At 46.8% G+C, this 23,326-nt stretch carries 21 protein-coding genes; 9 read left to right on the forward strand and 12 right to left on the reverse strand.

Translation table 11 applies throughout. The annotated features are described in order from the left end of the window. Positions 1–232: 232 nt before the first annotated feature. The gene (gene rsgA, locus HNY42_RS04530) at positions 233–1,282 is read left to right on the forward strand and encodes a ribosome small subunit-dependent GTPase A (protein WP_188005183.1); all 1,050 of its coding nucleotides are present in this window, start codon (positions 233–235) and stop codon (positions 1,280–1,282) included. 77 nt (positions 1,283–1,359) lie between these two features. Here rsgA and abc-f read toward each other — a convergent pair whose 3' ends face one another. The 3 genes from abc-f to pflB all read right to left on the reverse strand — a co-directional run bounded on the left by abc-f (position 1,360) and on the right by pflB (position 6,309). Next, on the reverse strand, positions 1,360–3,042 hold the full coding sequence (abc-f, locus tag HNY42_RS04535; protein WP_188005184.1) for a ribosomal protection-like ABC-F family protein: 1,683 nt from the start codon (positions 3,040–3,042) through the stop codon (positions 1,360–1,362). 270 nt (positions 3,043–3,312) lie between these two features. Then, positions 3,313–4,035: a pyruvate formate-lyase-activating protein gene (gene pflA / locus HNY42_RS04540; protein WP_165871685.1), complete on the reverse strand. Its 723-nt coding sequence runs from the start codon at positions 4,033–4,035 to the stop codon at positions 3,313–3,315. A 24-nt stretch (positions 4,036–4,059) separates the two neighbouring features. Beyond that, positions 4,060–6,309, reverse strand: a complete 2,250-nt coding sequence (gene pflB / locus HNY42_RS04545) for a formate C-acetyltransferase (RefSeq protein ID WP_131504211.1) — start codon at positions 6,307–6,309, stop codon at positions 4,060–4,062. 347 nt (positions 6,310–6,656) lie between these two features. Here pflB and HNY42_RS04550 point away from each other — a divergent pair, with 347 nt between their 5' ends. Genes HNY42_RS04550 through HNY42_RS04560 form a run of 3 tightly spaced genes read left to right on the forward strand, consistent with a single transcriptional unit; the run spans position 6,657 to position 8,930 of the window. Beyond that, entirely contained in the window at positions 6,657–7,088 is a 432-nt protein-coding gene (locus tag HNY42_RS04550) for a hypothetical protein (RefSeq protein WP_131504210.1), read from the forward strand. Positions 7,089–7,116: 28 nt separating this feature from the next. Continuing rightward, positions 7,117–8,292 (forward strand): DEAD/DEAH box helicase, encoded by a 1,176-nt coding sequence (locus tag HNY42_RS04555; RefSeq protein WP_131504209.1) that lies wholly within the window; start codon positions 7,117–7,119, stop codon positions 8,290–8,292. Further along, on the forward strand, positions 8,289–8,930 hold the full coding sequence (locus HNY42_RS04560; RefSeq protein ID WP_131504208.1) for a hypothetical protein: 642 nt from the start codon (positions 8,289–8,291) through the stop codon (positions 8,928–8,930). Before HNY42_RS04555 ends, HNY42_RS04560 begins: the two co-directional genes overlap by 4 nt. A 57-nt stretch (positions 8,931–8,987) precedes the next feature. Here HNY42_RS04560 and HNY42_RS04565 read toward each other — a convergent pair whose 3' ends face one another. The 6 genes from HNY42_RS04565 to HNY42_RS04590 all read right to left on the reverse strand — a co-directional run bounded on the left by HNY42_RS04565 (position 8,988) and on the right by HNY42_RS04590 (position 14,493). Then, entirely contained in the window at positions 8,988–10,781 is a 1,794-nt protein-coding gene (locus tag HNY42_RS04565; RefSeq protein WP_131504207.1) for a GGDEF domain-containing protein, read from the reverse strand. Positions 10,782–10,917: 136 nt separating this feature from the next. Beyond that, complete coding sequence (locus HNY42_RS04570) at positions 10,918–12,819, reverse strand: ABC-F family ATP-binding cassette domain-containing protein (RefSeq protein ID WP_131973606.1); 1,902 nt, start codon at positions 12,817–12,819, stop codon at positions 10,918–10,920. 1 nt (position 12,820) lies between these two features. Beyond that, entirely contained in the window at positions 12,821–13,519 is a 699-nt protein-coding gene (locus HNY42_RS04575) for a lysophospholipid acyltransferase family protein (RefSeq protein ID WP_188005185.1), read from the reverse strand. A 76-nt stretch (positions 13,520–13,595) separates the two neighbouring features. Further along, positions 13,596–13,853 carry a hypothetical protein gene (locus HNY42_RS04580; RefSeq protein ID WP_131504204.1) on the reverse strand — a complete coding sequence of 86 codons (258 nt, stop codon included), beginning with the start codon at positions 13,851–13,853 and terminating at the stop codon, positions 13,596–13,598. Positions 13,854–13,896: 43 nt separating this feature from the next. Beyond that, positions 13,897–14,202 (reverse strand): hypothetical protein, encoded by a 306-nt coding sequence (locus HNY42_RS04585; RefSeq protein ID WP_131504203.1) that lies wholly within the window; start codon positions 14,200–14,202, stop codon positions 13,897–13,899. Between the two features lie 123 nt (positions 14,203–14,325). After that, positions 14,326–14,493 (reverse strand): hypothetical protein, encoded by a 168-nt coding sequence (locus HNY42_RS04590; protein ID WP_012369521.1) that lies wholly within the window; start codon positions 14,491–14,493, stop codon positions 14,326–14,328. A gap of 223 nt (positions 14,494–14,716) precedes the next feature. Here HNY42_RS04590 and HNY42_RS04595 point away from each other — a divergent pair, with 223 nt between their 5' ends. The 5 genes from HNY42_RS04595 (at position 14,717) to map (ending at position 19,896) form a co-directional block, all read left to right on the forward strand. Next, entirely contained in the window at positions 14,717–15,571 is an 855-nt protein-coding gene (locus HNY42_RS04595; RefSeq protein WP_114596826.1) for a S1-like domain-containing RNA-binding protein, read from the forward strand. 338 nt (positions 15,572–15,909) lie between these two features. Continuing rightward, positions 15,910–17,508: a degradosome RNA helicase CshA gene (locus HNY42_RS04600; RefSeq protein ID WP_131504202.1), complete on the forward strand. Its 1,599-nt coding sequence runs from the start codon at positions 15,910–15,912 to the stop codon at positions 17,506–17,508. Positions 17,509–17,603: 95 nt separating this feature from the next. Then, a complete protein-coding gene (locus tag HNY42_RS04605) occupies positions 17,604–17,870 on the forward strand; it encodes a hypothetical protein (RefSeq protein ID WP_131504201.1) in 267 nt (88 codons plus the stop codon). A gap of 74 nt (positions 17,871–17,944) precedes the next feature. Next, positions 17,945–19,135 carry an EAL-associated domain-containing protein gene (locus HNY42_RS04610; RefSeq protein ID WP_131504200.1) on the forward strand — a complete coding sequence of 397 codons (1,191 nt, stop codon included), beginning with the start codon at positions 17,945–17,947 and terminating at the stop codon, positions 19,133–19,135. Positions 19,136–19,149: 14 nt separating this feature from the next. Continuing rightward, the gene (gene map, locus HNY42_RS04615; protein ID WP_188005415.1) at positions 19,150–19,896 is read left to right on the forward strand and encodes a type I methionyl aminopeptidase; all 747 of its coding nucleotides are present in this window, start codon (positions 19,150–19,152) and stop codon (positions 19,894–19,896) included. A 79-nt stretch (positions 19,897–19,975) separates the two neighbouring features. Here map and menC read toward each other — a convergent pair whose 3' ends face one another. The 3 genes from menC to menB form a co-directional block, all read right to left on the reverse strand. Next, positions 19,976–21,055: an o-succinylbenzoate synthase gene (gene menC, locus HNY42_RS04620; protein ID WP_131504198.1), complete on the reverse strand. Its 1,080-nt coding sequence runs from the start codon at positions 21,053–21,055 to the stop codon at positions 19,976–19,978. Further along, complete coding sequence (gene menE, locus HNY42_RS04625; RefSeq protein WP_131504197.1) at positions 21,052–22,425, reverse strand: o-succinylbenzoate--CoA ligase; 1,374 nt, start codon at positions 22,423–22,425, stop codon at positions 21,052–21,054. The genes menC and menE overlap by 4 nt, the downstream gene beginning before the upstream one ends. A 73-nt stretch (positions 22,426–22,498) precedes the next feature. Then, positions 22,499–23,323 carry a 1,4-dihydroxy-2-naphthoyl-CoA synthase gene (gene menB, locus HNY42_RS04630; RefSeq protein WP_188005186.1) on the reverse strand — a complete coding sequence of 275 codons (825 nt, stop codon included), beginning with the start codon at positions 23,321–23,323 and terminating at the stop codon, positions 22,499–22,501. Positions 23,324–23,326 lie beyond the last annotated feature (3 nt).

Below are 23,326 nucleotides of genomic sequence, written 5' to 3' on the forward strand. Positions count from 1 at the left end.
AGTGAATCCGCAATCACGACGCCCTTCGGACCGGAATCATCTCCGACTTGAGGCGGAGGAGGGAAGTCTGACTTTAATGAGTCTACTAGGTCAGCTGAATAGAATATGGTAAAATTCGACTATAAGAAACGAGAGGAGTGGTGTTTTTATGTATGCAATCAGCCACATAACAGAAAACCATATCGGAACACAGGGAGGGGTTTCCCTCCCTTAAATCAGAGGAGGAGACCATTTGAACGAATGGGGTAAAGTACCGGCACATGAAGTCGGTATAAATGAACAGTTAGGTCGTGTCACGGCAGTCTTTCAAAAACAGTTCCGTGTGATGACGGCTGACGGGGAAACATTAAGTGAGTTATCCGGAAAGTTGCGATTTGAAGCCATGACGAAATCCGAATTGCCGGCAGTCGGGGACTGGGTGATTCAGAGCGGACGGGAAGCCGGTAAGGGACGGATTGAACGTGTCTTGCCGCGAAGTACGCAATTTTCCAGAAAAGCAGCCGGAACGGAAACCGAGGAACAAGTTATTTGTGCGAATGTCGACATTGCATTGCTCGTCATGGCATTTGGACATGATTTTAACGTGCGTCGCCTGGAACGATATCTGACGGTCGCCTGGGAAGCCGGGGTCACACCACTTATCGTCTTGACGAAAAAAAGTTTAGTGGATTCGGTCGACGAGTTCCTGTCGGAGATGGAAACTGTCGCCTTTGGGACACCGTATTTCGCTGTGGATTCGTTGACGGGTGACGGGGTGACCGAATTAAGAGACGCGTTGCACCCACGGGAGACGATTGTCCTGGTCGGCTCATCCGGCGTCGGGAAATCGACACTCGTCAATGCGTTGGCAGAAGAACAGCTGATGGAAACGGGCGGTGTCCGGGAAGATGATGAACGGGGCCGGCATACGACGACACACCGGGAGTTAAAACGATTGTCGAACGGTCTGTTACTCGTCGATACACCGGGAATGCGGGAACTCGGATTATGGGACGGAACAGAAGGACTGGCAGCGACCTTCTCGGATATTGAGGAGCTGGCGGAATCCTGCCGTTTCCGGGACTGTCAGCACGTAGAAGAACCAGGCTGTGCTGTCCAAGCCGCTTTGGCAGATGGAAAGCTGTCGCGCGAACGGTGGGACAGTTTCCTGAAGCTGAAACGTGAAGTTGCTTATGCAGAACGAAAGCAAAATACAGCTCTTCAGGCAGCAGAAAAAGAGAAGTGGAAAAAGATTCACAAACAGGCCCAGGCACGGACGAAACTGAAGTATCAAAAACGATGATTTTATTTAAAATCACAAAGGAACGACACCTTTCTGACGAATCAGAGAAGGTGTCGTTCCTTTTGTTGAAAAGATCTTTAATCACGGTCAAAATCGATCGTACCCGTCAAATCTTCAAGACGTTTCAAATCATTTTGAATGACCTCAATGTCACTCGGCTGCTGTTCGCGCAATTGTTTTGTCCCGACCGGATGAACGGTCGCATGTTCATGTGGATCGAGCGAGATGGTCCGGTTCGAAAGACGGTCGTTAAAGTAACGGTCATGTGATACGAACAACAATTCACCCGGAAAGACATCGAGGGCGGCTTCGATTTGTTCGCGGGTCGTCAAATCAAGGTAGTTGGTCGGCTCATCGAGAATCAACAGACGGGCACCGGAAAAGTAAAGGCGTAAGAACGCAATCCGGCACCGTTCACCCATGCTTGCTTCAGTAATTGGTTTATATACCTGTTCCCGGCGAAACAGAAAACAAGCGAGCAGCGTCCGGGCATCGGTCTCAGAAATCGTCGTTTCCTGCATCAACGTGTCGAGCAGAGAGCCGGAAGTGGGTAAATCCGCAAGTGCCTGCGAAAAGTAACCGACTGTCAGAGCAGGATGGCGTGTCACCGTTCCTTCCGTCGGGTTGAGCTCCCCTCGAATTAGCCGGAGCAAAGTCGTCTTGCCGGAACCATTCCGACCGATGACGGCAATCCGGTCGCCTTGTTGTATGGAAAAACTCAGTTTTTGAAACAATGTCCGGTCATCGTACGAAAAGGAAACGGCGTCCAGTGCAAGCAACTGCTTGGCGGCAAACGATGCCGCTTCAAAGGCTACATGAACGGAGGACGGGGATTCCGGTTTAGCGACACGGCGGTCGAGCACCTGCTCGAGTTGTTTTTCTTTCGCCTTAAATTTTTTAGCTTGTTTTGCTGCTTTTTTCTTGGCGTAAGGATTCCGTTCACTGGCGTGAGCGACAGCTTGCTGATGCCAATTTTGATACTGGGTAATCATCCGTTTGAGTTCCTTTCGCGTTTTTTCCTGCTTTTCATACTCGCGTTCCTGCGTCAGGCGTTCCTGTTCTTTTTGCTCACAATACGCTTGGTAGTTTCCTTTATACCGCGTTGCCTGACTCGGAGTCAGTTCAAGGACAGCCTCGGCTGTCGCATCGATGAAAGCCCGCTCATGTGACACATACAGGATGGTAAGCGGCGTTTGATGCATCCAGTGAATCAACCAATCCAGCGTATCCGAGTCCAAGTGATTGGTCGGTTCGTCGAGCAGAATGAAATCCGGCTGTTGGACCAACAGGCAGGCGAGTTGAATGCGTGTCTGCTCGCCGCCGCTCAGTGTATCGAATGGGTGTGTCCAGACGTGTTCCGGCAATTGCACTTCTTTTAACGCCCGAGCGGCGTCTGTCTCAAGTGAAAAAGCATCGAGATCGAGCGCAGCTTGGTAGTTTTCGAGTGACGATGAGTGGAGAGCCGCTTCCCTTGCTTCGTAACGTACTCGGTCAGCCTGTTCAACAAGCCGAATGGCCGGTGTACTGGAAGTGAGATGTTGGGCGACATGTCCAACGTTCGTATAGCCGCGGAAGATGTTTCCTTCCGTCGGCTGAAGCTGTTTTAAAATCAGCTGGAAGAGTGTCGTTTTACCGACACCATTGGAACCGACCAAAGCAATATGCTCACCGGGACGGATGGAAAATGACACGTGTTGAAACAACGTCTGTTGTGGAAGATCAAAGCGTACATCATGAAAAGATAAGATTTCTGCAGGCATATGTTCAGCTCCTTTTGGGTTCATTTCAGCATTGATGAAATGAAAACACACCATCCGAAAGCGAGCGGATGGTGTGCAGGAGGGCAGATCAAAGAAGGTATATTCCGAATGACGGAAATACCGAAAATGAGCAGACTCGTAGCGTCAGTCATCCGCAACTCATTGCGAAAGTGATGAATTCTTTCATCATTAGACAGTAGCGAGTGAATGCTTCATTTCGGTATTGTACCTCCTATTCATAGACTATGTGTTCAGTGTAGCAACTTGTCGTCAGCAAGACAAGTAAGAATCAAGCAATACTTGAGCCGCAGCAGCTTCCTCTGGATTTGGCGGCAGAACATCCGCTAATGGATAATCGAGACCGAGCGCTTCCCATTTGTAGACGCCAAGCTGATGATAAGGAAGTACTTCGATCCGTTCGACATTACCGAGTGTCCGGATGAATTCACCGGTCTGGCGCAGGAACGTCTCCGTCATCGTCAAACCGGGCACGAGAACGTGGCGGATCCAGACGGGAATGTTCCGTTCTGCCAACCGTTTGGCAAAGGCAAGCGTATTGGCATTACTGCGCCCCGTCAGAATCCGGCAGGTCGCATCATCAATATGCTTAATGTCGAGTAACACGAGATCCGTGTAATCGAGAATCCGGTCGATATTTTTAGGGACGACCGAACCGGCTGTATCGATGACGGTATGCAAGCCTTTTTGTTTTGCTTCCCGAAGTGCTGCTTCCAAAAATTCCGGTTGGGCAAGGGGTTCTCCGCCGGAAAATGTGATACCACCGCCTGTTGCTTCAAAAAATGATCGGTAACTTTCCGCTTCTTCAATGATTTCCGTTGCCGAGACGGAACGACCACATCCGAATTCCCACGTATCCGCATTGTGGCAGTATTGGCAACGTAAAGGACAGCCTTGCGTGAAGACGATGAAGCGAATACCCGGTCCGTCGACCGTGCCGCAGGATTCAACAGAATGAATCGTTCCGATTGTCATAGCCATTTCAGTCCTTTCTTTCAGTTAAAGTGCACCGTGGAACGTCCGGTTGATGACGTCGATTTGCTGTTCGCGGGTCAACTTGATGAAGTTGACGGCGTAACCGGAAACACGGATCGTCAATTGGGGATAAAGTTCCGGATGTTCCATCGCATCGAGTAATGTCTCCCGGTCGAAGACATTGACGTTTAAGTGATGTCCTTTTGAAGTAGTTCCGCCCATGTAGCCGTCAAGCAGTCCGACTGTATTTCGAATTCGTGTCGGTTCATCTTTCCCCAGTGCTTTCGGGACGATGGAGAACGTGTAGGAAATGCCGTCAAGGGCATGTTCATACGGTAATTTCCCGACGGAAGTCAATGCGGCGACGGCACCCTTCGTATCCCGACCATGCATTGGATTGGCTCCCGGTGCGAATGGTTCACCAGCACGTCGTCCGTCCGGCGTATTGCCGGTTTTTTTGCCGTAGACGACATTTGAAGTAATCGTCAAGACGGATTGAGTCGGTAAAGCATCACGGTACGTCGGATGTTTCCGGATTTTTTCCATAAACAGTTTGACGAGATCAACCGCCATCTGATCGACCCGTTCATCATTATTTCCGAATTTCGGGAAGTCACCTTCGATTTTAAAATCAACCGCAATTCCGTCAGCATCACGAATCGGGGAGACTTTAGCGTAACGAATGGCGGACAGGCTGTCGGCCACGACAGAGAGTCCGGCGATACCGCAAGCCATCGTCCGTAAGATTTCCGGATCGTGCAACGCCATTTCGATGCGTTCGTAACTGTATTTATCATGCATGAAGTGAATGACGTTCAATGTATTGACATAGAGTTCCGCCAACCAGTCAAGCTGACGGTCGTAAGCAGCCATGACCGTTTCATAATCTAAGACATCATCTAAAATCAAGTTCGTCTTTGGAGCAACTTGAATTTTAAGTTTTTCATCCATGCCGCCGTTTAACGTATAGAGCAATGCTTTTGCTAAGTTCGCCCGTGCTCCGAAAAATTGCATTTGCTTCCCGATTTTCATGGCGGAAACACAGCACGCGATGCCGTAGTCGTCGCCATAAATCGGCAACATTAGATCATCATTTTCATACTGGATCGAACTGGAGAGAATCGACATCTTGGCACAAAATTCTTTAAAGCCGCGCGGTAGTTGTGTGGACCAGAGGACCGTCAGATTCGGTTCTGGAGCCGGACCGAGATTGACAAGTGTCTGCAGGAAGCGGAACGAACTTTTTGTCACGTTGGAGCGACCGTCCTCACTCATCCCGCCGATTGATTCCGTGACCCAGGTCGGATCACCGGAGAATAAATCATTGTAGTCCGGTGTCCGGAGGAATTTGACGATTCGCAGCTTCATGACAAAATGATCGACAAGTTCCTGGGCAGTCTGTTCCGTCAAACGTCCTGACTGTAAATCGCGTTCGATATAGATATCAAGGAACGTCGAGACGCGGCCGAGTGACATCGCAGCCCCATTTTGTTCTTTGATTGCAGCGAGGTAAGCAAGGTACACCCATTGGAACGCTTCTTGGGCGGTTTCCGCCGGACGGGATAAGTCGCAGTCATAACGTTGACCGAGCTCGGTCAGTTCTTGTAACGCCCGAATTTGTTCGTTCATCTCTTCACGGTCCCGGATCATCGATTCGGATAAGAAGCCGCCGCGGTCTTTTAAATCTTGTTTCCGTCCTGCAATCAAGAAGGCTGTACCGTACAGCGCAACACGGCGATAGTCTCCGATAATCCGACCGCGTCCATAGGCATCCGGAAGACCTGTGATGATACCCGCTTTACGGGCAGCACGCATTTCAGGCGTATAAGCATCGAACACGCCTTGATTATGTGTTTTACGATATTCACTAAATGTTTTTGTTACGAGGGGATCGGCTTGGAAACCATAGGCTTCTAAAGCATCATTGACCATTCGAATCCCGCCGTTCGGATGAATGGAACGTTTAAATGGTTCGTCGGTTTGCAGACCGACGATTTGTTCGAGTTCGCGGTTGAGGTATCCTGGACCGTGTGACAGAATCGTTGAAGGTATCGAAGCATCGACGGCATAGACGCCACCACGTGAACGTTCTTCACTTGTTAAATTCATGATTTGTTGCCACAGTGTTTCCGTAGCCACGGTTGGTCCTGCAAGAAACTGATCGTCTCCCCGGTATTCTGTCCGGTTTCGACGGATGAAATCAGCTACGTCAATTTGATTGTTCCATGCGCCTGTTTCGAATTGTTGCCATGCTGGTGTTTTTTCAAGTAACATCACGAACACTCCTTTGTTTTTAAGGTGAACAGTCCAAGATACATCCCCTATGTGAATAGTGTAACAAACATTAGGGGGGAAGAGTTTTACATCCCGGTGAAAGCGTAAAGGACTTGAAAAACGTTGGTACATAAGGAATCCGTTAAATGTGTACCAGTGATTGGAATATGCTTAAAAAACAGAAAAAGGGCGAAATAAAGCCATATTTTAAATTCTGTATCACTATTTTTATATGTATCTAAACAAGACAGTTCGAATCGTGATAAAAGTCACACCGGGTTATCTTGTATTTTTATGACGTATCGTTGACAATGAAAAAGGGAATATAGACCGTGGAGGTGCATAAAATGGATTTTTCGATGTTGGAAGACCGTGCCGATTATAGAGCAGGTGATTGGGTGACGTTAAAAGTATCGACTGAAGGAACACCGCGAACGGGAATGATTACGGAGTTTGAGGAAGACGGCTTTTGGATTCGTTTTGAAGATGACTTTGATTTTGAAGACTTCATCGGATATAAAGAAAAATACTTGGTGAAGCTGATTCGTCGCCCGAATGATGTCCGATCCGATTACCCGGTGCTCAGTCAGTTTCCGAAACTGGCGGATGAACTTCAAGACCGGGTCATTCAAGGGTTTGATATTTTGACGGAAGAAATAAAGAATGACCAGGAAGTGGTATATCACATCCGGCTCATCGACGCAGGGAACGAATACACACAAACGTTACGTGGTCTGCGTGACGAAACGACCGATCAATTTGAATATGTCACAGAATGATGCAGAAGAGAGTAGGAGAATACACGTTATGGACTTTATGAAACCTTTTATTACAGAAGCATGGGAACGCGCCCGCTTCGAAAAAATGATGCCGGTTCAAGAACAGGCGATTCCATTATTACGCGAAAGAAAAGATGTTTTGGTCGAAGCACCGACCGGGACCGGGAAAACATTAGCATATGTCATTCCTGCATTAGAATTGATTGATGAAAATGAACCGCATATCCAAGTCGTGATTACAGCACCGACACGTGAACTGGTCATGCAGATCCATCAAGTTATTCAACTGTTTTCGCAAGGAAGCGGCATAAAATCAGGTGCCTTCATTGGTGGCGTCGAACTCAAACGCCAGCATGAACGATTGAAGAAAAAACCGCAAATCATCGTCGGAACCCCGGGACGACTCGTCGAACTGATTGATTCTAAAAAAATGAAGATGCATAAAGTAAAACTGATAGTTTTAGATGAAGCCGATCAAATTTATGAGAGCGGCATGAGCGCGTCGGCAACACGAATTGCCAACAGTGCACTGCGGGATCGTCAGCTGGCCTTTATCTCGGCGACATTGCCGGAACGAACAGCTGAATGGGGAAAAACATTATTTGCGAACGAGCCTGCACGGATTAAAGTAGAACGTGTCATGAGTACGCAAGTGAAATTCGGTTATATCGAAATGTCACGCCGTCTTAAACCGGAATACTTGCGTCGCCTGGCGAACATGCAGGGAGCGAAAGTATTGACGTTCATCAATAACCGCTCATTCCTTGGACCGTTAAACGGCGAACTCAGTAAATTCTCATTAAAATACCGCATTCTTGACGCTGAAAAAGGAAAACGGGAACGGATGGAGACACTCCGTTCGTATAAACGGGGCGAGTTCCCATTGCTCGTGACGACGGGCCTCGCAGCTCGTGGACTCGACATCGAGGCGGTTACCCATGTCGTCCATTATGATTTACCTGAGTCATTCGATGATTTCGTTCACCGTTCTGGACGGACAGGACGCGGGAATGCATCTGGTATGGTTCTTGCCCTTGTCACGGATCACGATTTGAAACACCTGAAGACCCTGACTAAGCAAATGGGTGTGGAAATGGAAGAGATGGAAATTTATCGTGGCGAAGTGATTCCGAAACGGGAACACACGGAACCCGAAACAATCAAACGACCGGCGAACCCACACCGGAAAGGACCGACACGATGAAAAGCGAGCGAAAAATAATCCCTTTTCCAACGACCGTATCGGAAGCGGAGATGAATACGGCGCTTAAGAAGATGTATCAAGAAGCCGCAACGGCCAGAAGTACAGACTGGGTGGCCTTCATCGAAGAAATCGCAACGGAAGGACGTTGGTATTTGAAAGACGCTGAACTGTTCCGTGATTTATTCGTAGATTGGGCAATTTTCTATGAAACCGATGAACAAGGGAAAACGCCGCACGGCCGTTTTTTAGAACAGGTCAAGGAAGACATGTCACCGAGTCTGTACCGTGCGCTGAGAGGTTTGGCGGATCCGGTTCCCTCGTTGTTTCTTGTTGAGGAAGAGCGGGTCGTCGACATCATGTCAAAACAGACGTATCAGACGGAGTTAGCAGAAATTGAAGTCGAGCCCGGTGATTTGTTGGTCGGTAAACTTCTTTATATCTCGGGGAAATGGCGTTTTGCGATTGCTTACATGAAAGTCGCCAAAGCATTAGTTCCGGAAGTCCGGATTCTTTTAGCTGATTTCGTAGACGAAGTAGGAGAAGATGCCTTGTTACGTCAGTATCCCGAATTTTGTGCCGAGTTGATTGATTTATTACTCGATATTGAAGAAGGAAACATCGCACCACGTCCAGAATAATCAAAACCGGCCTTTCCGAATGTTTACGGAAGGGCCGGTTTTTTTGGACAGGTACACTCATTCAATCTCGGAACGATAAATCCTAACCCCATTTTTATCTTGATGTTTCACACGATACATTGCTAAATCGGCCTGTTTGAGCCATTGTTCTAAATCAGTTTCCGGATCGTGGCGTGCGACGCCGACACTGGCAGAAACGCGTAGCAGTTCTCCGCGATAATGATAGGGTTTCGACAGCTGATTCAAAAAGACTTTACAGCGTCGTCTTAAGGAAACTTCATCCTTCGCCGAGGTCAGTAAAGCAAATTCATCCCCGCCAAGCCGGTAGACGGATTCGTCGGCGGATAATTCGGACGCAAGACGTCGTGCCACTTCTATCAAGATATAGTCTCCGGTTTCATGGCCGTACGTGTCATTAATTTGTTTGAAGCCGTCCAAGTCAATCAAAGCCAGATAATTCAAGGTAGATGTTTTTTCATTAAACATTTTTTCTAAAGAACGGCGATTGCCGATGTGCGTCAATCCATCATGATAGGCATGGTATTCGATTTGCTGTTGTCGTGCCATTCGCTCTGTCACATCATGGAGAATCAGGAAGTGACCAACGGCAGTATCGGCTATCTTGATAGGAATCAGAATCAATTCGAATTGTTGATTCGCTTCATTTTGATAATGATTTTTTTTCGTTTTCAAGGCAGTCTGAACATGTTTTAATTTATCTGTCAAATGATCAATTGTCATGGCGGGGAGACCCAAAATTCGTTGAGCAGCCCGATTCGCAAAAATGGGTTCTTGAAGCTTATTAAAACGAACGATGGGGTCAGGGTGTCCGAGGAACAATGGGATGACTTGTTGTTCACTTGCTTTAATTTGTTGTGTTCGCCGCTCAACCCGTATCGCCAACTGCTCATTCCGGGTATCTAACTGATGGACGATGGATGTATGTTGCCGTGTGATGAAAATTTGGCGGACAATCAATAACAATAAGATGACAAAGACATCCCGTTTTTGTCCGTCTTCATCGAGGAAATAATGAAAGAATAACGGCAAAGATAACAACGGTAGCCAAGCGCGTTGGACGATAGATGATTTGTTAGTCCCTTCAAAGATGTGATCAATGTGCCAAAGGATGGCCGCACTTTGGGCCAAACGGATAAGAATTGGTGAGAAAATCAGATACTGCATCGTGAACGCCGGAAAGTAGACGGATGATATTTCGTAAATTCCACGAATGAAAATTGATAAAAAGAGCAGAAGCAAAGTTGTTCGTGATACCCAATGCGTGTCCTGGATAAAGAAAAAATAAAAGAAGACGAACAAACCGAGTGACGTGTTGATGATGACGACAAGTGAGTATGGAAACGGATTGACTGCAGGATTAACCAGTTCATTCAGAATATGAAACGCAACAAGTGCGAAAAAAATGACCAAAATGATGGCATCCATAAAAGCCAAGAGGTGTTGACCAAAACTTTTTTTAGATGCAATCCGGTAAAAAATAGCATATAAAAACAAGTAATGGGACAACGAAAACAAGACCATGCTGTAGAGTCCGGAAAAGCTTTCAGCAGGACTGAATAAATGAATTGTTTCTAAGATCGATCCGATGACGGATAAACATAAAGAGCCAAGAGTGAACAACCAAAAATTTCGTCTTGGAACGATCAGAAGCTGTTCTTTTTTATAGGCGACCAGGATAAAAAAAGTAATCAATACCAACGATAGGTATTGTAGGATTTGCTCAACGATAAGATTTGGAATCGATTCGTTTGCAGAAGCAATTACCATCAAGACCGTGGAAATGATCAGTAAGGGTGGAAACCATTTTATGAAATAGGGAGATTGCTGCACGAAACTGCCTCCTCACATGAATTGGTCTGTCTTTTTCTCATCATACACTGCTTTTGTCCGGTTCATGTGATTCAAAAAAATAAATCGTATCCGTCCGTCATGTTGACGAAAGGATACGATTTATAAAAAGGCAGGATTACTTTTTGTAGCTTTCGTACGCTTCCACTTTTTCGGACAGGTATGTCCAGTACTCCATCAACTGATCGACTTTTGCTTTCGCCTGTTCGATTTGTTGATAGAGATCGTTGACCTGACCTAAATCACTCCCGGAAGAAGCCAGCTTCTGTTCAAGGGATTCGGCATGAAGTTCGGCTTCTTCAATTTGAGACTCAATCGTTTTCCAGTCGAGTTGTTCTTGATAACTCAATTTCTTAGGAGTCTCGGCAGGCGGTGTCTCGACAGGTGTAGCGTCTTTGACGACAGGCACAGTTTCGATAGTCGTAGACGGGAGTTCCCGTTGCTCCAAATAATCAGTGTATTGACCATAATAAGACACGATCTCGCCGTTTTCGAATGCCAATAACCGATTCACGACACGGTCGAGGAAATAGCGATCATGACTGACCGTGATGACCGTTCCGGGGAACGAATCGAGGTAATCTTCCAATACGGATAATGTTTCCGTATCCAAATCGTTGGTCGGCTCGTCAAGGAACAGAACATTTGGTTCATCCATCAGGATGGTCAGCAGTTTTAACCGTCGTTTTTCACCACCGGATAATTTACCGATTGGTTTATATTGTGCTTCTGGCTTAAATAAAAATTGTTCCAACATCTGACCGGCTGTGATTTCTTGACCGTCCAACGTCGTGATGACTTGGGCAATCCGTTCGACTTCTTCAATGACGCGCCGGTTAGGGTGACTGAATTCTGCGAACTGACCGTAGAATCCGACTTTGACGGTTTCGCCATGAATAATGTCACCGCTCGTCGATTCTAGACGTTTGGCAAGGATGGATAATAAAGTGGACTTGCCGCTCCCGTTGCGGCCGACGATTCCGTATCTTTCCTTACGACCGAATAGCCAATTAAAGTCGCTGAACAACGTCCGGTCGCCAAACTGATGCTTGACATCAACAGCCTCGATGACTTTTTTGCCGAGTCGTGTTGAACCGACCTGAACTTCGAGTGATGCTTCGTCTTCTTCGTATGAAAGTTCCTGCAAGGCATCGACACGCTGGATCCGTGCTTTTTGTTTCGTTGTCCGTGCTTTCGCTCCGCGACGTAACCAGGCGAGTTCCCGGCGGAGAATATTTTGACGTTTTTCCTCCATAGAGGCAGTCCGTTCCCGGCGTTCCGCACGCTTTTCTAAGAACGATTCATAATTACCGACATAGAAGTAGGCTGTTCCATTCGCGATTTCCATCATGTGGTTCGTGACACGGTTCAAGAAGTAGCGATCATGGGTGATGAGTAAGATCGCCCCGCGGTATTCCTTGATTTGTGACTCGAGCCAAGTAATCGTCTCGGCATCGAGTTCATTGGTCGGCTCATCGAGTAGCAAGAGATCAGCTTCGTCGAGCAATGCTTCAGCCAGTCCGACACGCTTGCGTTGTCCGCCTGACAACGAACCGATAGTCGCTTCAAGATTCGTGATACCGAGTTTGTTTAAAATCATTTTGAGACGGGATTCTGTATCCCAGGCATTGGCAGCATCAATTTCTGTTTGTGCACTGATGAACCGTGTCAATAACGTTTCATTGCTCGGGTCTTGTTCAAGCGCCAGGCGCGCAACCTCATAATGGCGAAGTGCATTGATAGTGGGGGTATTACCGGATAACAAGACTTGCATGACCGTTTGATCTTCCGGATAATCCGTTGACTGGGACAGCAGACGGATCCGGTAATCATTCGGATGTTGAAGCTCACCTGCGTCCGGTGTTTCTTGTCCGGCTAATATATGGAGTAACGTTGATTTTCCTGTACCGTTGACACCGATGATTCCAATCCGGTCACCGGGACTGACGGAAAACGTCACGTCTTCGAATACGATTTTATCGGCAAATTCTTTTTTTAGTTGATCGACTTTAAGTAACATGTCAGACTCCTTCTACAATTTCCTTGATTTGTTGTTCGACGAGAACGACTAATTCTTTTTGCGACAATGATTTAGGATCAATCGGTTTTAGAATCGTAACATCGACGGTCGCCGGACGAATGCGTCCGGTTTCCTCCATGACACGATAACTGCCCGAAATCGCAATCGGAACGACAAGTGCACCACTGGATGTGGCCAGTGTAAAACTCCCTGCCTTGAACTCGGCGACAGGACCGCCTTTAGAACGTGTGCCTTCCGGAAAAATAATCATCGACTGACCATCTTTAATCGTCTCGATTCCGGCCCGGATGGCCTTTAACGATTGTCGTCGATCTTTGCGGTCAATCATGACACATCCCATCAGATTCATCCAGACATTGACGATGGGAATATTATTAACTTCGATTTTTGAGATGAACGCTTTTGGTTTATCAATTTTCCCGAGTAGAATCGGAACATCAAAATTTCCTTGGTGATTGGCGATAAAAACAACCGGTTGATCGGCCGGAATGTTTTCCTGACCGGTCATCCGGACTTTGACTCCGGCAAGACGGAGCAGTGAGTTTGCCCAGGCATGGGCAACTTTTTGTGTGTATACATATCGTGCAGCGTGTGTTCGACGTTTTGCCCCCGGGAGAAACGGTAATGTAAGGGGTAGAACCAGTCCGAAAAATATGAACCAGATGATTGTGCGTAACATAGTGGCATCAGACTCCTTTTCTGCTTTCATTATTATTGTACAAAAAAAGACCGGGTATCGCACCCAGTCTTCGTCATCATTCCCAATAACGAGGTTCCGACTCTTCTTCGGTCTCTCCAAGTTCAAACGTCAAGCGACGGGTCGTCGGATTAATCGAGAAAGAGGCGTTAGTATTATCAATCTGTTTGATTTCCATCGTTTCCTCGTCAAGGATTAATGTCAGTCGGACCTTATCTTCGTGATCGACAAGCAAGACACCGTCTTCTTTTAACCACAGGTCGATGACAGGCGAGTAACGAAGGGTCCAACCGTTGGATAAGGGAATTTCATTCATAGTGACTCAGTTCCTCCTAGTAATACGAAGTTAAAGCGGTTCTTTATTTATCATGCTGTTCTGTCGCTGATAATGCAAGTGGTGGAATGGATTCCCGTTGCTCGTAAGATAATTGATACGATTGTTCCCGCTTTTTCATCCGTTCATACTGCTTTTTGACTCGACGGTGTTGCACATATTCATGATAAGACTGGTGAGATGTCCGAATGAGTTGTCTGAAAGAAGAGAGCGATAAGCAGATGGCAAGTGTGAAAACGAATACACCGATTGAATCTGTATAATAGCCGGTCGTATAGCTCAAATATGTACTGATGAGACCCGTAAACGTCGTGAAAAGGTAAAACCACATGACATGCCCTCCTTGTTTAGATGATATACATCTTTAAAAGAATTCGTGGTAAAACCAGGATTTCCTGTATCACCCTGTGAAACTTCGGGAAAAATAAAAAAATCCACACGCTTAGTGTAGATTTTATGGAGTATCGATATGTTGGAGTGCAGGTGTCTTTGGAGACAGATCTGTACTGTTCGAACCTTCTGCAAAGACGATTCCGATCGTTGCGAGGAACGCAAAAAAAGCAAATACCAATGTTTTTGTGAAGCGTCTTGCGAAAGAACGCGATTGAATGTTATGAAACATGTTTTTCCCCCATATTTAACTAAACTAAACCTTCTTTTTCCTATTGTTTTATCATATCTCTTTTTTTCAAAAAAATCACTCAAATCAGAACCGTTCACAAAAATGTCATATTTGTTCACTTTTGCTTCATGTCAGAGAGGGGAGGAAAAAGAGTATAGTATGATAGGTGATACGCAGAAACCGGGAAAAAATGATGGAAACGACAGAAGGGAGATGACCACTCATGGCATTACGCGCAGGACAGGTTGTCACATTAAAAGTAGAACGAGAAGCAGAGTTTGGTGTTTTCTTAAGCAACGGGGAAGAGGACATCTTACTTCATAATAATGAACAAACGAAAAAACTGGAACTTGATGAAGAAGTAGAGGTCTTTCTTTATCAGGACAATGAAGGACGACTCGCCTCTTCGATGACGATTCCAGAAGCGTCATTTGAAGATTACGTCAAAACGACGATCAACGGCACGCGTTACAATACAGGTGTATTCGCCAATATCGGAATTCAAAAAGACGTGTTAGTATCACTCGATGATTTGCCACAGCGCCGGACATTCTGGCCGGAAGAAGGAGATCAGCTTTATATCCGCCTGAAGCATGACCAGAAACTTCGTTTACTCGGAGATCCCGCTCCGTATGCTTATTTCAACTTACAGGCAAAACCGGCACCGGAAGAGTGGAATAACATGGACGTTGAAGGGCTTGTTTTTGCTCAACGGGACCCTGGTGTAAACGTCTGGGTCAATGAACAGACGATTGGTTTTCTCCATGAACAAGAGATGGAACGCTGGCCGCGACTTGGAGAAGTTATGAAATTACGGGTGACAAATGTGAAGCCAGATGGTACAGTATTACTTTCAGCAAGACCACGTGCTCACGAGGCAATCGACATCGATGCGGATTTAATCATGAATCATCTGCTTGAACATGACGGTCAGATGGCGTATGGTGATAAGACACCTCCTGAGACGATTGATGAGGTATTTGGCCTAAGTAAGGCTGCCTTCAAACGTGCTTTAGGTCGATTGTTGAAAGACAAAAAAATAGAAAAACATGAAACGGGTATTCGGTTAACGAAATAAGTTGACCAACTTAAGCCTACGTTTCGAATAAATAGTTAGGAATTCATCATTTTGGTGGTTGCGGCTGGTACTTACCGGCGACCATTTCCAAATAAAACCCCATCACTAGTGGGGGCAAGCGGCGCGAATTCGAGCGTTGTACGGTCCGGGCATCATGCCTTTCCCTCGCCCTTATGGCAACGATTATGATGGTGACTTCCCTAAACATTATTATACGCAGAAATAGCCCCTATCTTTAAGGAAGAGGTTCTGCTATAATAGGTAGTCGATTGTATTCGTTACGGTAGCGTCTGTTTAGTGGCAGACGCTTTTCATATGACAAAGGAGAGTATTTAGCATTGACAACATTTCGTGAATTAAATCTTAGTGAGGCACTTATCAAAGGTGTCCTAAAAATGGGCTTTGAAGAAGCAACTCCAATCCAAGCAGAAACAATTCCAGTCGGTCTTAGCGGCGTTGACTTAATCGGTCAAGCGCAAACAGGAACAGGGAAAACAGCTGCATTCGGTATTCCAACGATCGAGCGTCTTGACGCAAAATCACGCCATATCCAAGCATTAATCCTTGCACCAACTCGTGAACTTGCGATTCAAGTTGCAGAAGAACTAAACCGCATTGGTGAAGTAAAACGCGTTCATGCCTTGCCAGTATACGGTGGTCAGCAAATCGACCGTCAGATTCGTGCGCTTCGTAAGAACCCACAAATCGTCGTCGCGACACCTGGTCGTCTAATGGACCACATGAACCGTAAAACATTAAACCTCGACCACGTCCAAACAGTTATCTTGGATGAGGCAGATGAAATGTTGAACATGGGATTCGTGGAAGATATCGAAAAAATCTTGGGTACACTTCCGCCGACTCGTCAAACACTTTTATTCTCTGCGACAATGCCGCCGCAGATTCGTAAAATCGCAGATCGTTTCATGACGACTCCGACTCACATCAAAGTAAAAGCAAAAGAAATGACTGTCGAAAACATCGACCAATCATTTATCGAATTAAAAGAAAACCAAAAATTCGATGTGCTTTGCCGCTTGATTGATACGGATTCTCCGGAACTCTCAATCATCTTCGGTCGTACGAAAAAACGTGTTGATGAGATGACAGAAGGACTTGTCCAACGTGGATACACGGCTGACGGTTTACACGGTGACTTAACACAAGCAAAACGTGACCAAGTTATCCGTCGTTTCAAAAAAGGAACAATCGATATCCTTGTAGCTACAGACGTAGCGGCACGTGGTCTTGATATTACAGGCGTTACACACGTTTATAACTTTGATGTCCCGCAAGATCCAGAAAGCTATGTTCACCGTATCGGCCGTACTGGTCGTGCTGGTAAAACAGGATCAGCGATTACTTTTGTTACACCACGTGAATTCGGTCAGATCAAAACAATCGAACGTGTTACAAACAAAAAAATGTCGCGTCGTCATGCACCGACACTTGATGAAATCCTAGAAGGTAACTTGAAACTTGCTGCACAAGAATTAATCAAACGTGTAGAAGCGAAAAATGCTCAAGAGTATACAACACTCGCTCAGGAACTTCTTGAAGAGTACGAAGCAGTTGAATTGATTTCAGCAGCACTTAAAGGATTAACGAAAGAGCCGGATGCAACGCCAGTTCAAATTTCGTCAATCGAACCAATCCGTGTGAAACGTTTTGGTAGCAACGGTGGCGGCGGTAACCGTCGTCCTTACGGTAACAAAGGTGGATCAGGTTCTGGTTCTTCTTCTAACCGTAGCAGTGGCGGATACCGTGGCAGTAACCCACGTGGTGGGGAGCGCCGTGAAGGCGGTCGTCCTTCTGAAGGAAACCGTAGCAGCAGCACATCTTCTTCTTCAGATCGTCGTGAAGGTGGATACGCTGGTCGTAACCGCAGTGAAAGTGATCGTAACCGTGGCGGACGTAAACCACGTTTTGAAAAGTAAGAAGTTTGAACCGATTTGTCACAGACAAGTCGGTTCTTTTTTATGAAATCTCGTGCTAAAATGAGCAATGAACGATATAGAGAGGGCGGAATCTTGTGTATATTACCTACGCTTTGGCATTCATTTGTCTGATAGTGCTAGTCGTCGCAACGAAACGAATTAGTGAACAGACGACAAAAGGGCACTTCCGTTATATTCCTTTGGCGACTTTGTTATTTGGCGGAATTATCTTTCTTGTCTTGGCGATTGGCAAGGGCGGGGCGACCGGCATTCAATACGGAGTCCTCAGCATCATTTATCTTACAGCGACATTTGGTGTTTATCTGTACATCGCAATCAGAAAAGATACGACCTTATTTTAAAGACAGGACCTCTCTGATTACAGAGGGGTTCTTTTTTTGATAAGATGGAACAAGAGAAAAGGGGGGGCAGAAGAATGGATGCCTTAGATGTCATTGTTCATCCCGAACAAATTGAAGCTTGGTTTCAGCCGATTGTCGGAGCGGCGCCTTTTAAAGTGGAAGGGTATGAAATTCAATCCCATTTCCGGGGAGAACCATTAAAACCGTTTTTTCAAGAAGACGATGTACCGATTGAGTATCAACTCGAAGTGATGAGTCATGTCATTCGACATGCGTTTCAAAAAGTACCGACGGATGCGCATTCGTTTGTTTTAATCCGCTGCCGACCGGCCTGGCTGTTTGAGAACGGAGGGGAAGATTTTTTAAGCATCTTGCGTGATGCACAAATCGATTTTCCGGAAGACCGGTTATATGTCACATTAACGGATGTGCAAGTCGATGATTTTGATCGACTCGGCCGGATCGTCGCCTATTATCAAAACTCCGGTTTGAAGGTCGCATTAGACCGGGCAGAAGCGACCAGTCTGGAACGAGTCTTTTCGATGTCGCCGGATATGTTGATTGTCGATTTGGCATCGATGATTGAGAAAAAGACTGTGTCGGCCAGTTATCCGCATTTACTGCAGACGATGGAACATCTCTGTGATCAACTCGGCGCGCCGTTGTTGTACAAAAATATCAGCCATCTTGGTCAGTTGCGTTATGCCTGGCAGCACGGCGGACGATACTATATGGGAAATTTACTCGGTGAAACAACACCGGACTGGGTAACGACATGTCCGGGAATGGAGATTCTTCTTCACGAGGTCCCGATGTTTTATAAATATGACCGGGAACAGATGAACCGGCTGTTTCAGCTGGAGCAGGATTGGACGATTCGTTTTAACGAATATTGCCAGTCGATCAAAGCAGAGGAAGACCTCGACAGTTGGCTGTTGATGCTTGCGAAAAAGATGGAACCGGAGTTTATCCGCTTTTATATCACGGACGCGAACGGCTTCCAGCAGTCATCGAATATCAGTAAAAAAAGTGGGGACTGGAAACGGTATTCGTTTTACCAAGGGTACAATTGGAGTTTCCGGCCGTACTTCATCCGAACGACGGTCGCAATGGAACGACGGCATACCGGTTACTTATCCGACCGTTACGTCGACTTCAGTTCAGGTGAACAGACACGGACCTTCAGTATGCCGCTGAATAATGGGATGTTCTTATTTGCTGATATTTCAGCAGACTATTTATATCAAGAACGATTGAGTGAATGAGGAGGAAATGAATGATGTTGGATTATGATTACGATGCACTACGTGAAATTGGACGGATTGTCGCGATCGCCCGCGATGAGATGGCAAATGCCGTCAAACCAGGGATTACGACAAAGGAACTGGACGAGATCGGGGCACGTATCCTGAAAGAACAAGGAGCGGAATCCGCACCGATCGTCATGTATGATTTTCCGGGAGCAACTTGCATCAGTGTGAACGAAGTGGCAGCACACGGTATTCCGGGTGCGTATGTCATTCAAGAGGGAGATATCGTGAATGTCGACGTTTCCGCTGTGAAAAACGGTTACTACTCCGACACGGGCAAAACCGTCATCGCAGGACAAGCCCGTCGTCCGGAAGATGTCCGCTTAGTTGAAGTCTCGTTGTCTGCCCTTGAAAAAGGATTAGAGAAAGTGAAAGCCGGGACAAAGGTGAATCAAATCGGCAAAGCGATTTATGCCGAGACACGCAAGAGCGGATTTACCGTCATCCGGAACTTGGCGGGTCACGGGTTAGGGAAGACGTTGCACGGCGAACCGGAGTCGATTTCGAACTACTTCAGCCGTGAGGAAAACGACTTGTTAAAAGAAGGGCAAGTCATTGCCGTTGAAACGTTCATCTCAACAGGCGACGAATTTTGTATGGAAGACGAGAAGGACGGTTGGACATTATACACACCAAATAAAAGTTTGGTTTCTCAATTTGAACATAGCGTCATCGTCTTAAAAGACGGGTATGAAATCTTAACAAAAGTCGATTGAGTCAGGAATCGTCAATCGATTACACCAAACAGGAGTATCAAGTCCCTCGATTCGAGCGGGATGTGATACTCCTGTTTGTTTAGAGCATTTTTGTTGAGACGGCTAATCGTTCAAGGCGTTCGCGGGAAACCGGATGTTCCGCATACCGGATCGAGCCGTTTTCGACGATGTAGTCCTGTTCTAGCAAATCTTCAATGAAGTATTGATCGGTTCCGGACATATCAATCGGATAAGCAAGTCCCGGTAAAGTGGCGAATGCCAACGTTTGGCGTCGGCCAATCCCGCTCTCAAACATGCCGCCTAGCCAGTACGATGGCGCCATGCTTCGGACATCGAGCGCTGCTGTCAAACCGCCGAGACGAGCCGGTTTGATGTTGATGATTTGACCTGCCTGCAGTGTCCGCATCAGCAAGGCATCCTGCGTCGTCTGAATAGATTCATCGAGACAAAGCGGTGTCTTGAGTAACGAGACAGCCTGCTGATGACTTAACCAGTCATCAGCAGGAAACAGCTGTTCCATCATCAGCAAAGAGAACGTATCCCACTCTTGAAGGAGTGGTAAATCCGACAAATCAAAACTTCCGTTGGCATCAAACATCAACGGAGCATCCGGAAAAGTCTTTCGAACCTGTTTAAGAATAGCTGTATCCGTTGGAGCCAGTTTCAATTTAATCCGCTCGAATCCATCAGTCAATGCCTGACCTACAGCTTCAATTGTCTGATCGGCAGAGGAACGTCCGAGTGCTTTTCCACACGGAATTGCCAGCGTCGCATCACCACCCAAATAGGTCGCAAGGGAGATATGTTCCGCTTGTGCAAACAGTTCATGAACGGCCCCGTCAAACATCGCTTTTGCCATCTGATTTCCTTTGATCGGCTGAAAGCGTGCAGGGACGTCAGCGGGTGACGATAAAGGTTGTGCCGCAAGCAAACGGTAAAGGAGCGGTGACAGGGCACGAAGTGAGTCTTGTGTTTCTGCCGTATACCAAGGTGTCTCAAAAGCGACACCTTCTCCGTAGCCGATTCGACCTTCTTGATCGGTCAACCGGAGAATCGTTGTCTGTCGTTTCGACAACGTGGAGATGGCGGTCTGCATCGGCTGACGAAACGTCAAATCCACATCAAATAGTTCCGCGCTGCGAAGGGTGATTGCCGTCATAGTGACTCCTTCAGCTGACGCCGAATCAGTTTACCGTTGGCGTTACGCGGTAATGTATCACGGTAAAAATAAGTGACGGGACATTTGTATTTTGCCAGTAAACGTTCCATTTCTTCGCGGATACCGGTCTCTGGCATCGTACTGACGATGAAAGCGACCGGTACTTGCCCCCAGATCGGGTCAAATCGTCCGACGACACCGGCTTCCGTAATACCTGAAATCGATAATAGGGCAGCTTCGACTTCGGCCGGATAAACATTTTCACCACCGGAAATGATCAAATCACTTCTACGATCCAATACATACAAGTAACCATCGGCATCGATTCGTCCGAGATCTCCTGTCTTCAAATAGCCATCCGCTGTAAAGGCGGCTGCAGTCGCCTCTGGATTAGCAAAATAACCGTTCATGACAGTCGGGCCTTTGACTTCAATTTCCTGGTAACGATTGATGCGGATTTCCGTCGGAGCAATGGCTTTACCGGCAGAACCAATCTTTCGAATCGCTTCTTCCGGCAAGAGTGTCGCGACTTGGGAAGCAGTCTCGGTCATTCCGTACGTTTGCATGACGGGAATATCACGGTCTAACGCGCGGGTCAGAATCGGTAAAGGTACGGGACCGCCACCGGTCAGGACGACACGCAAATCAAACCGGCGCAGTCCGGCTTCAAGCAAACGATCTAACATGACTGAGACGAGAGAAATGTGTGTAATGTGTTCTGTCTTGATCCATGTAATGGTCTTATTCGGTGAAAAATGAGGTTCAAGGATAAGTGGAACACCATAGATGACGGAACGGTAGACGACAGCTAAACCGCTCATATGAAACAACGGTGTGACGACAAGGAAACGGTCATCCGGATAGGAGCCGGTATGACGGGCCGCATTCATGGCGCTCGAAAAGTGATTGAGCATCGTTTGTTCGACCGCTTTTGGCCGTCCGGTCGTTCCGCTCGTAAATAACATCGACTGGATATAATGTTTCGGCATATGACGCACGAGAACATCGGGCGCCGGATCGACTACTTGAAACGGGAGCCGTTTGACCGGTGCATCAATCGGTCGGTCTGAGATGACGAACCGGACATCAGCTTGTTTAAGTTGCATCTGCACTTCCGTTTGACTCAAGCGGATGTTGATTGGAACGATCGTCAATTCAAGCAACTGGGCGGCGTGAACGGCGATGATATAACTGCTGCTGGAAGGACCGTATAACGCGATACGATCACCACGGGAAAGCAGGGGAGCCCAGGAACTTGCCAGTTCATGTGCTTTTGTGTAGAGCGCGGACCAGGTCAAACGTTCGCTGTCCGTGATGAGAGCAAGATCATCCGGTTGTTCTTTAGCACGTGTGTAAATCCAAGGGTACACGGATTACCACTTCCTTTCTGGATGATGATAAGAAAAAGGTTCAAACGTCTTTCGACATTGAACCTTTTTTGTATTATGGGAATCGTGGAAACTGTCCAAAGTCAGGATCACGTTTTTCTTTAAACGCATCGCGTCCTTCTTTTGCTTCGTCTGTCGTGTAATACAGTAATGTTGCATCACCCGCAAGTTGTTGGATACCTGCAAGACCGTCTGAATCGGCATTAAATGCAGCTTTTAAGAAACGAAGTGCTGTTGGTGAGTGCTGAAGGATTTCAGAACACCATTGGATTGTTTCTTGCTCCAGATCAGCCAGTGGAACGACCGTATTGACGAGGCCCATGTCAAGTGCTTGTTGGGCATCGTATTGACGGCAGAGGTACCAGATTTCACGTGCTTTTTTATGACCAACGACGCGAGCGAGGTAACCAGAACCATATCCAGCATCGAATGATCCGACTTTAGGACCCGTTTGACCGAATTTCGCATTGTCAGCTGCAATCGTTAAGTCACAGACAAGGTGAAGAACATGTCCGCCACCAATTGCATATCCTGCAACCATTGCGATGACCGGTTTCGGAATAACACGGATCAGGCGTTGTAAATCAAGAACGTTCAAGCGTGGAATTTCATCCTCACCGACATATCCACCATGCCCGCGGACTTTTTGGTCGCCGCCTGAGCAGAAAGCAAGATTGCCTTCACCAGTCAAGACGATGACACCGACGTTTTGATCGTCACGTGCACGTGAAAAAGCGTCAATCAGTTCGTGGACGGTCTTCGGACGAAAAGCGTTGCGGACTTCGGGACGGTTGATCGTAATTTTAGCGATCCCATTCCATTTTTCATACTTGATGTCTTCGTAGCTACGGGCAGATGCCCATTCTGGAACGTATCTCATTTC

It is taken from the genome of Exiguobacterium sp. Helios (assembly GCF_014524545.1).
GTDB lineage: Bacteria > Bacillota > Bacilli > Exiguobacteriales > Exiguobacteriaceae > Exiguobacterium_A.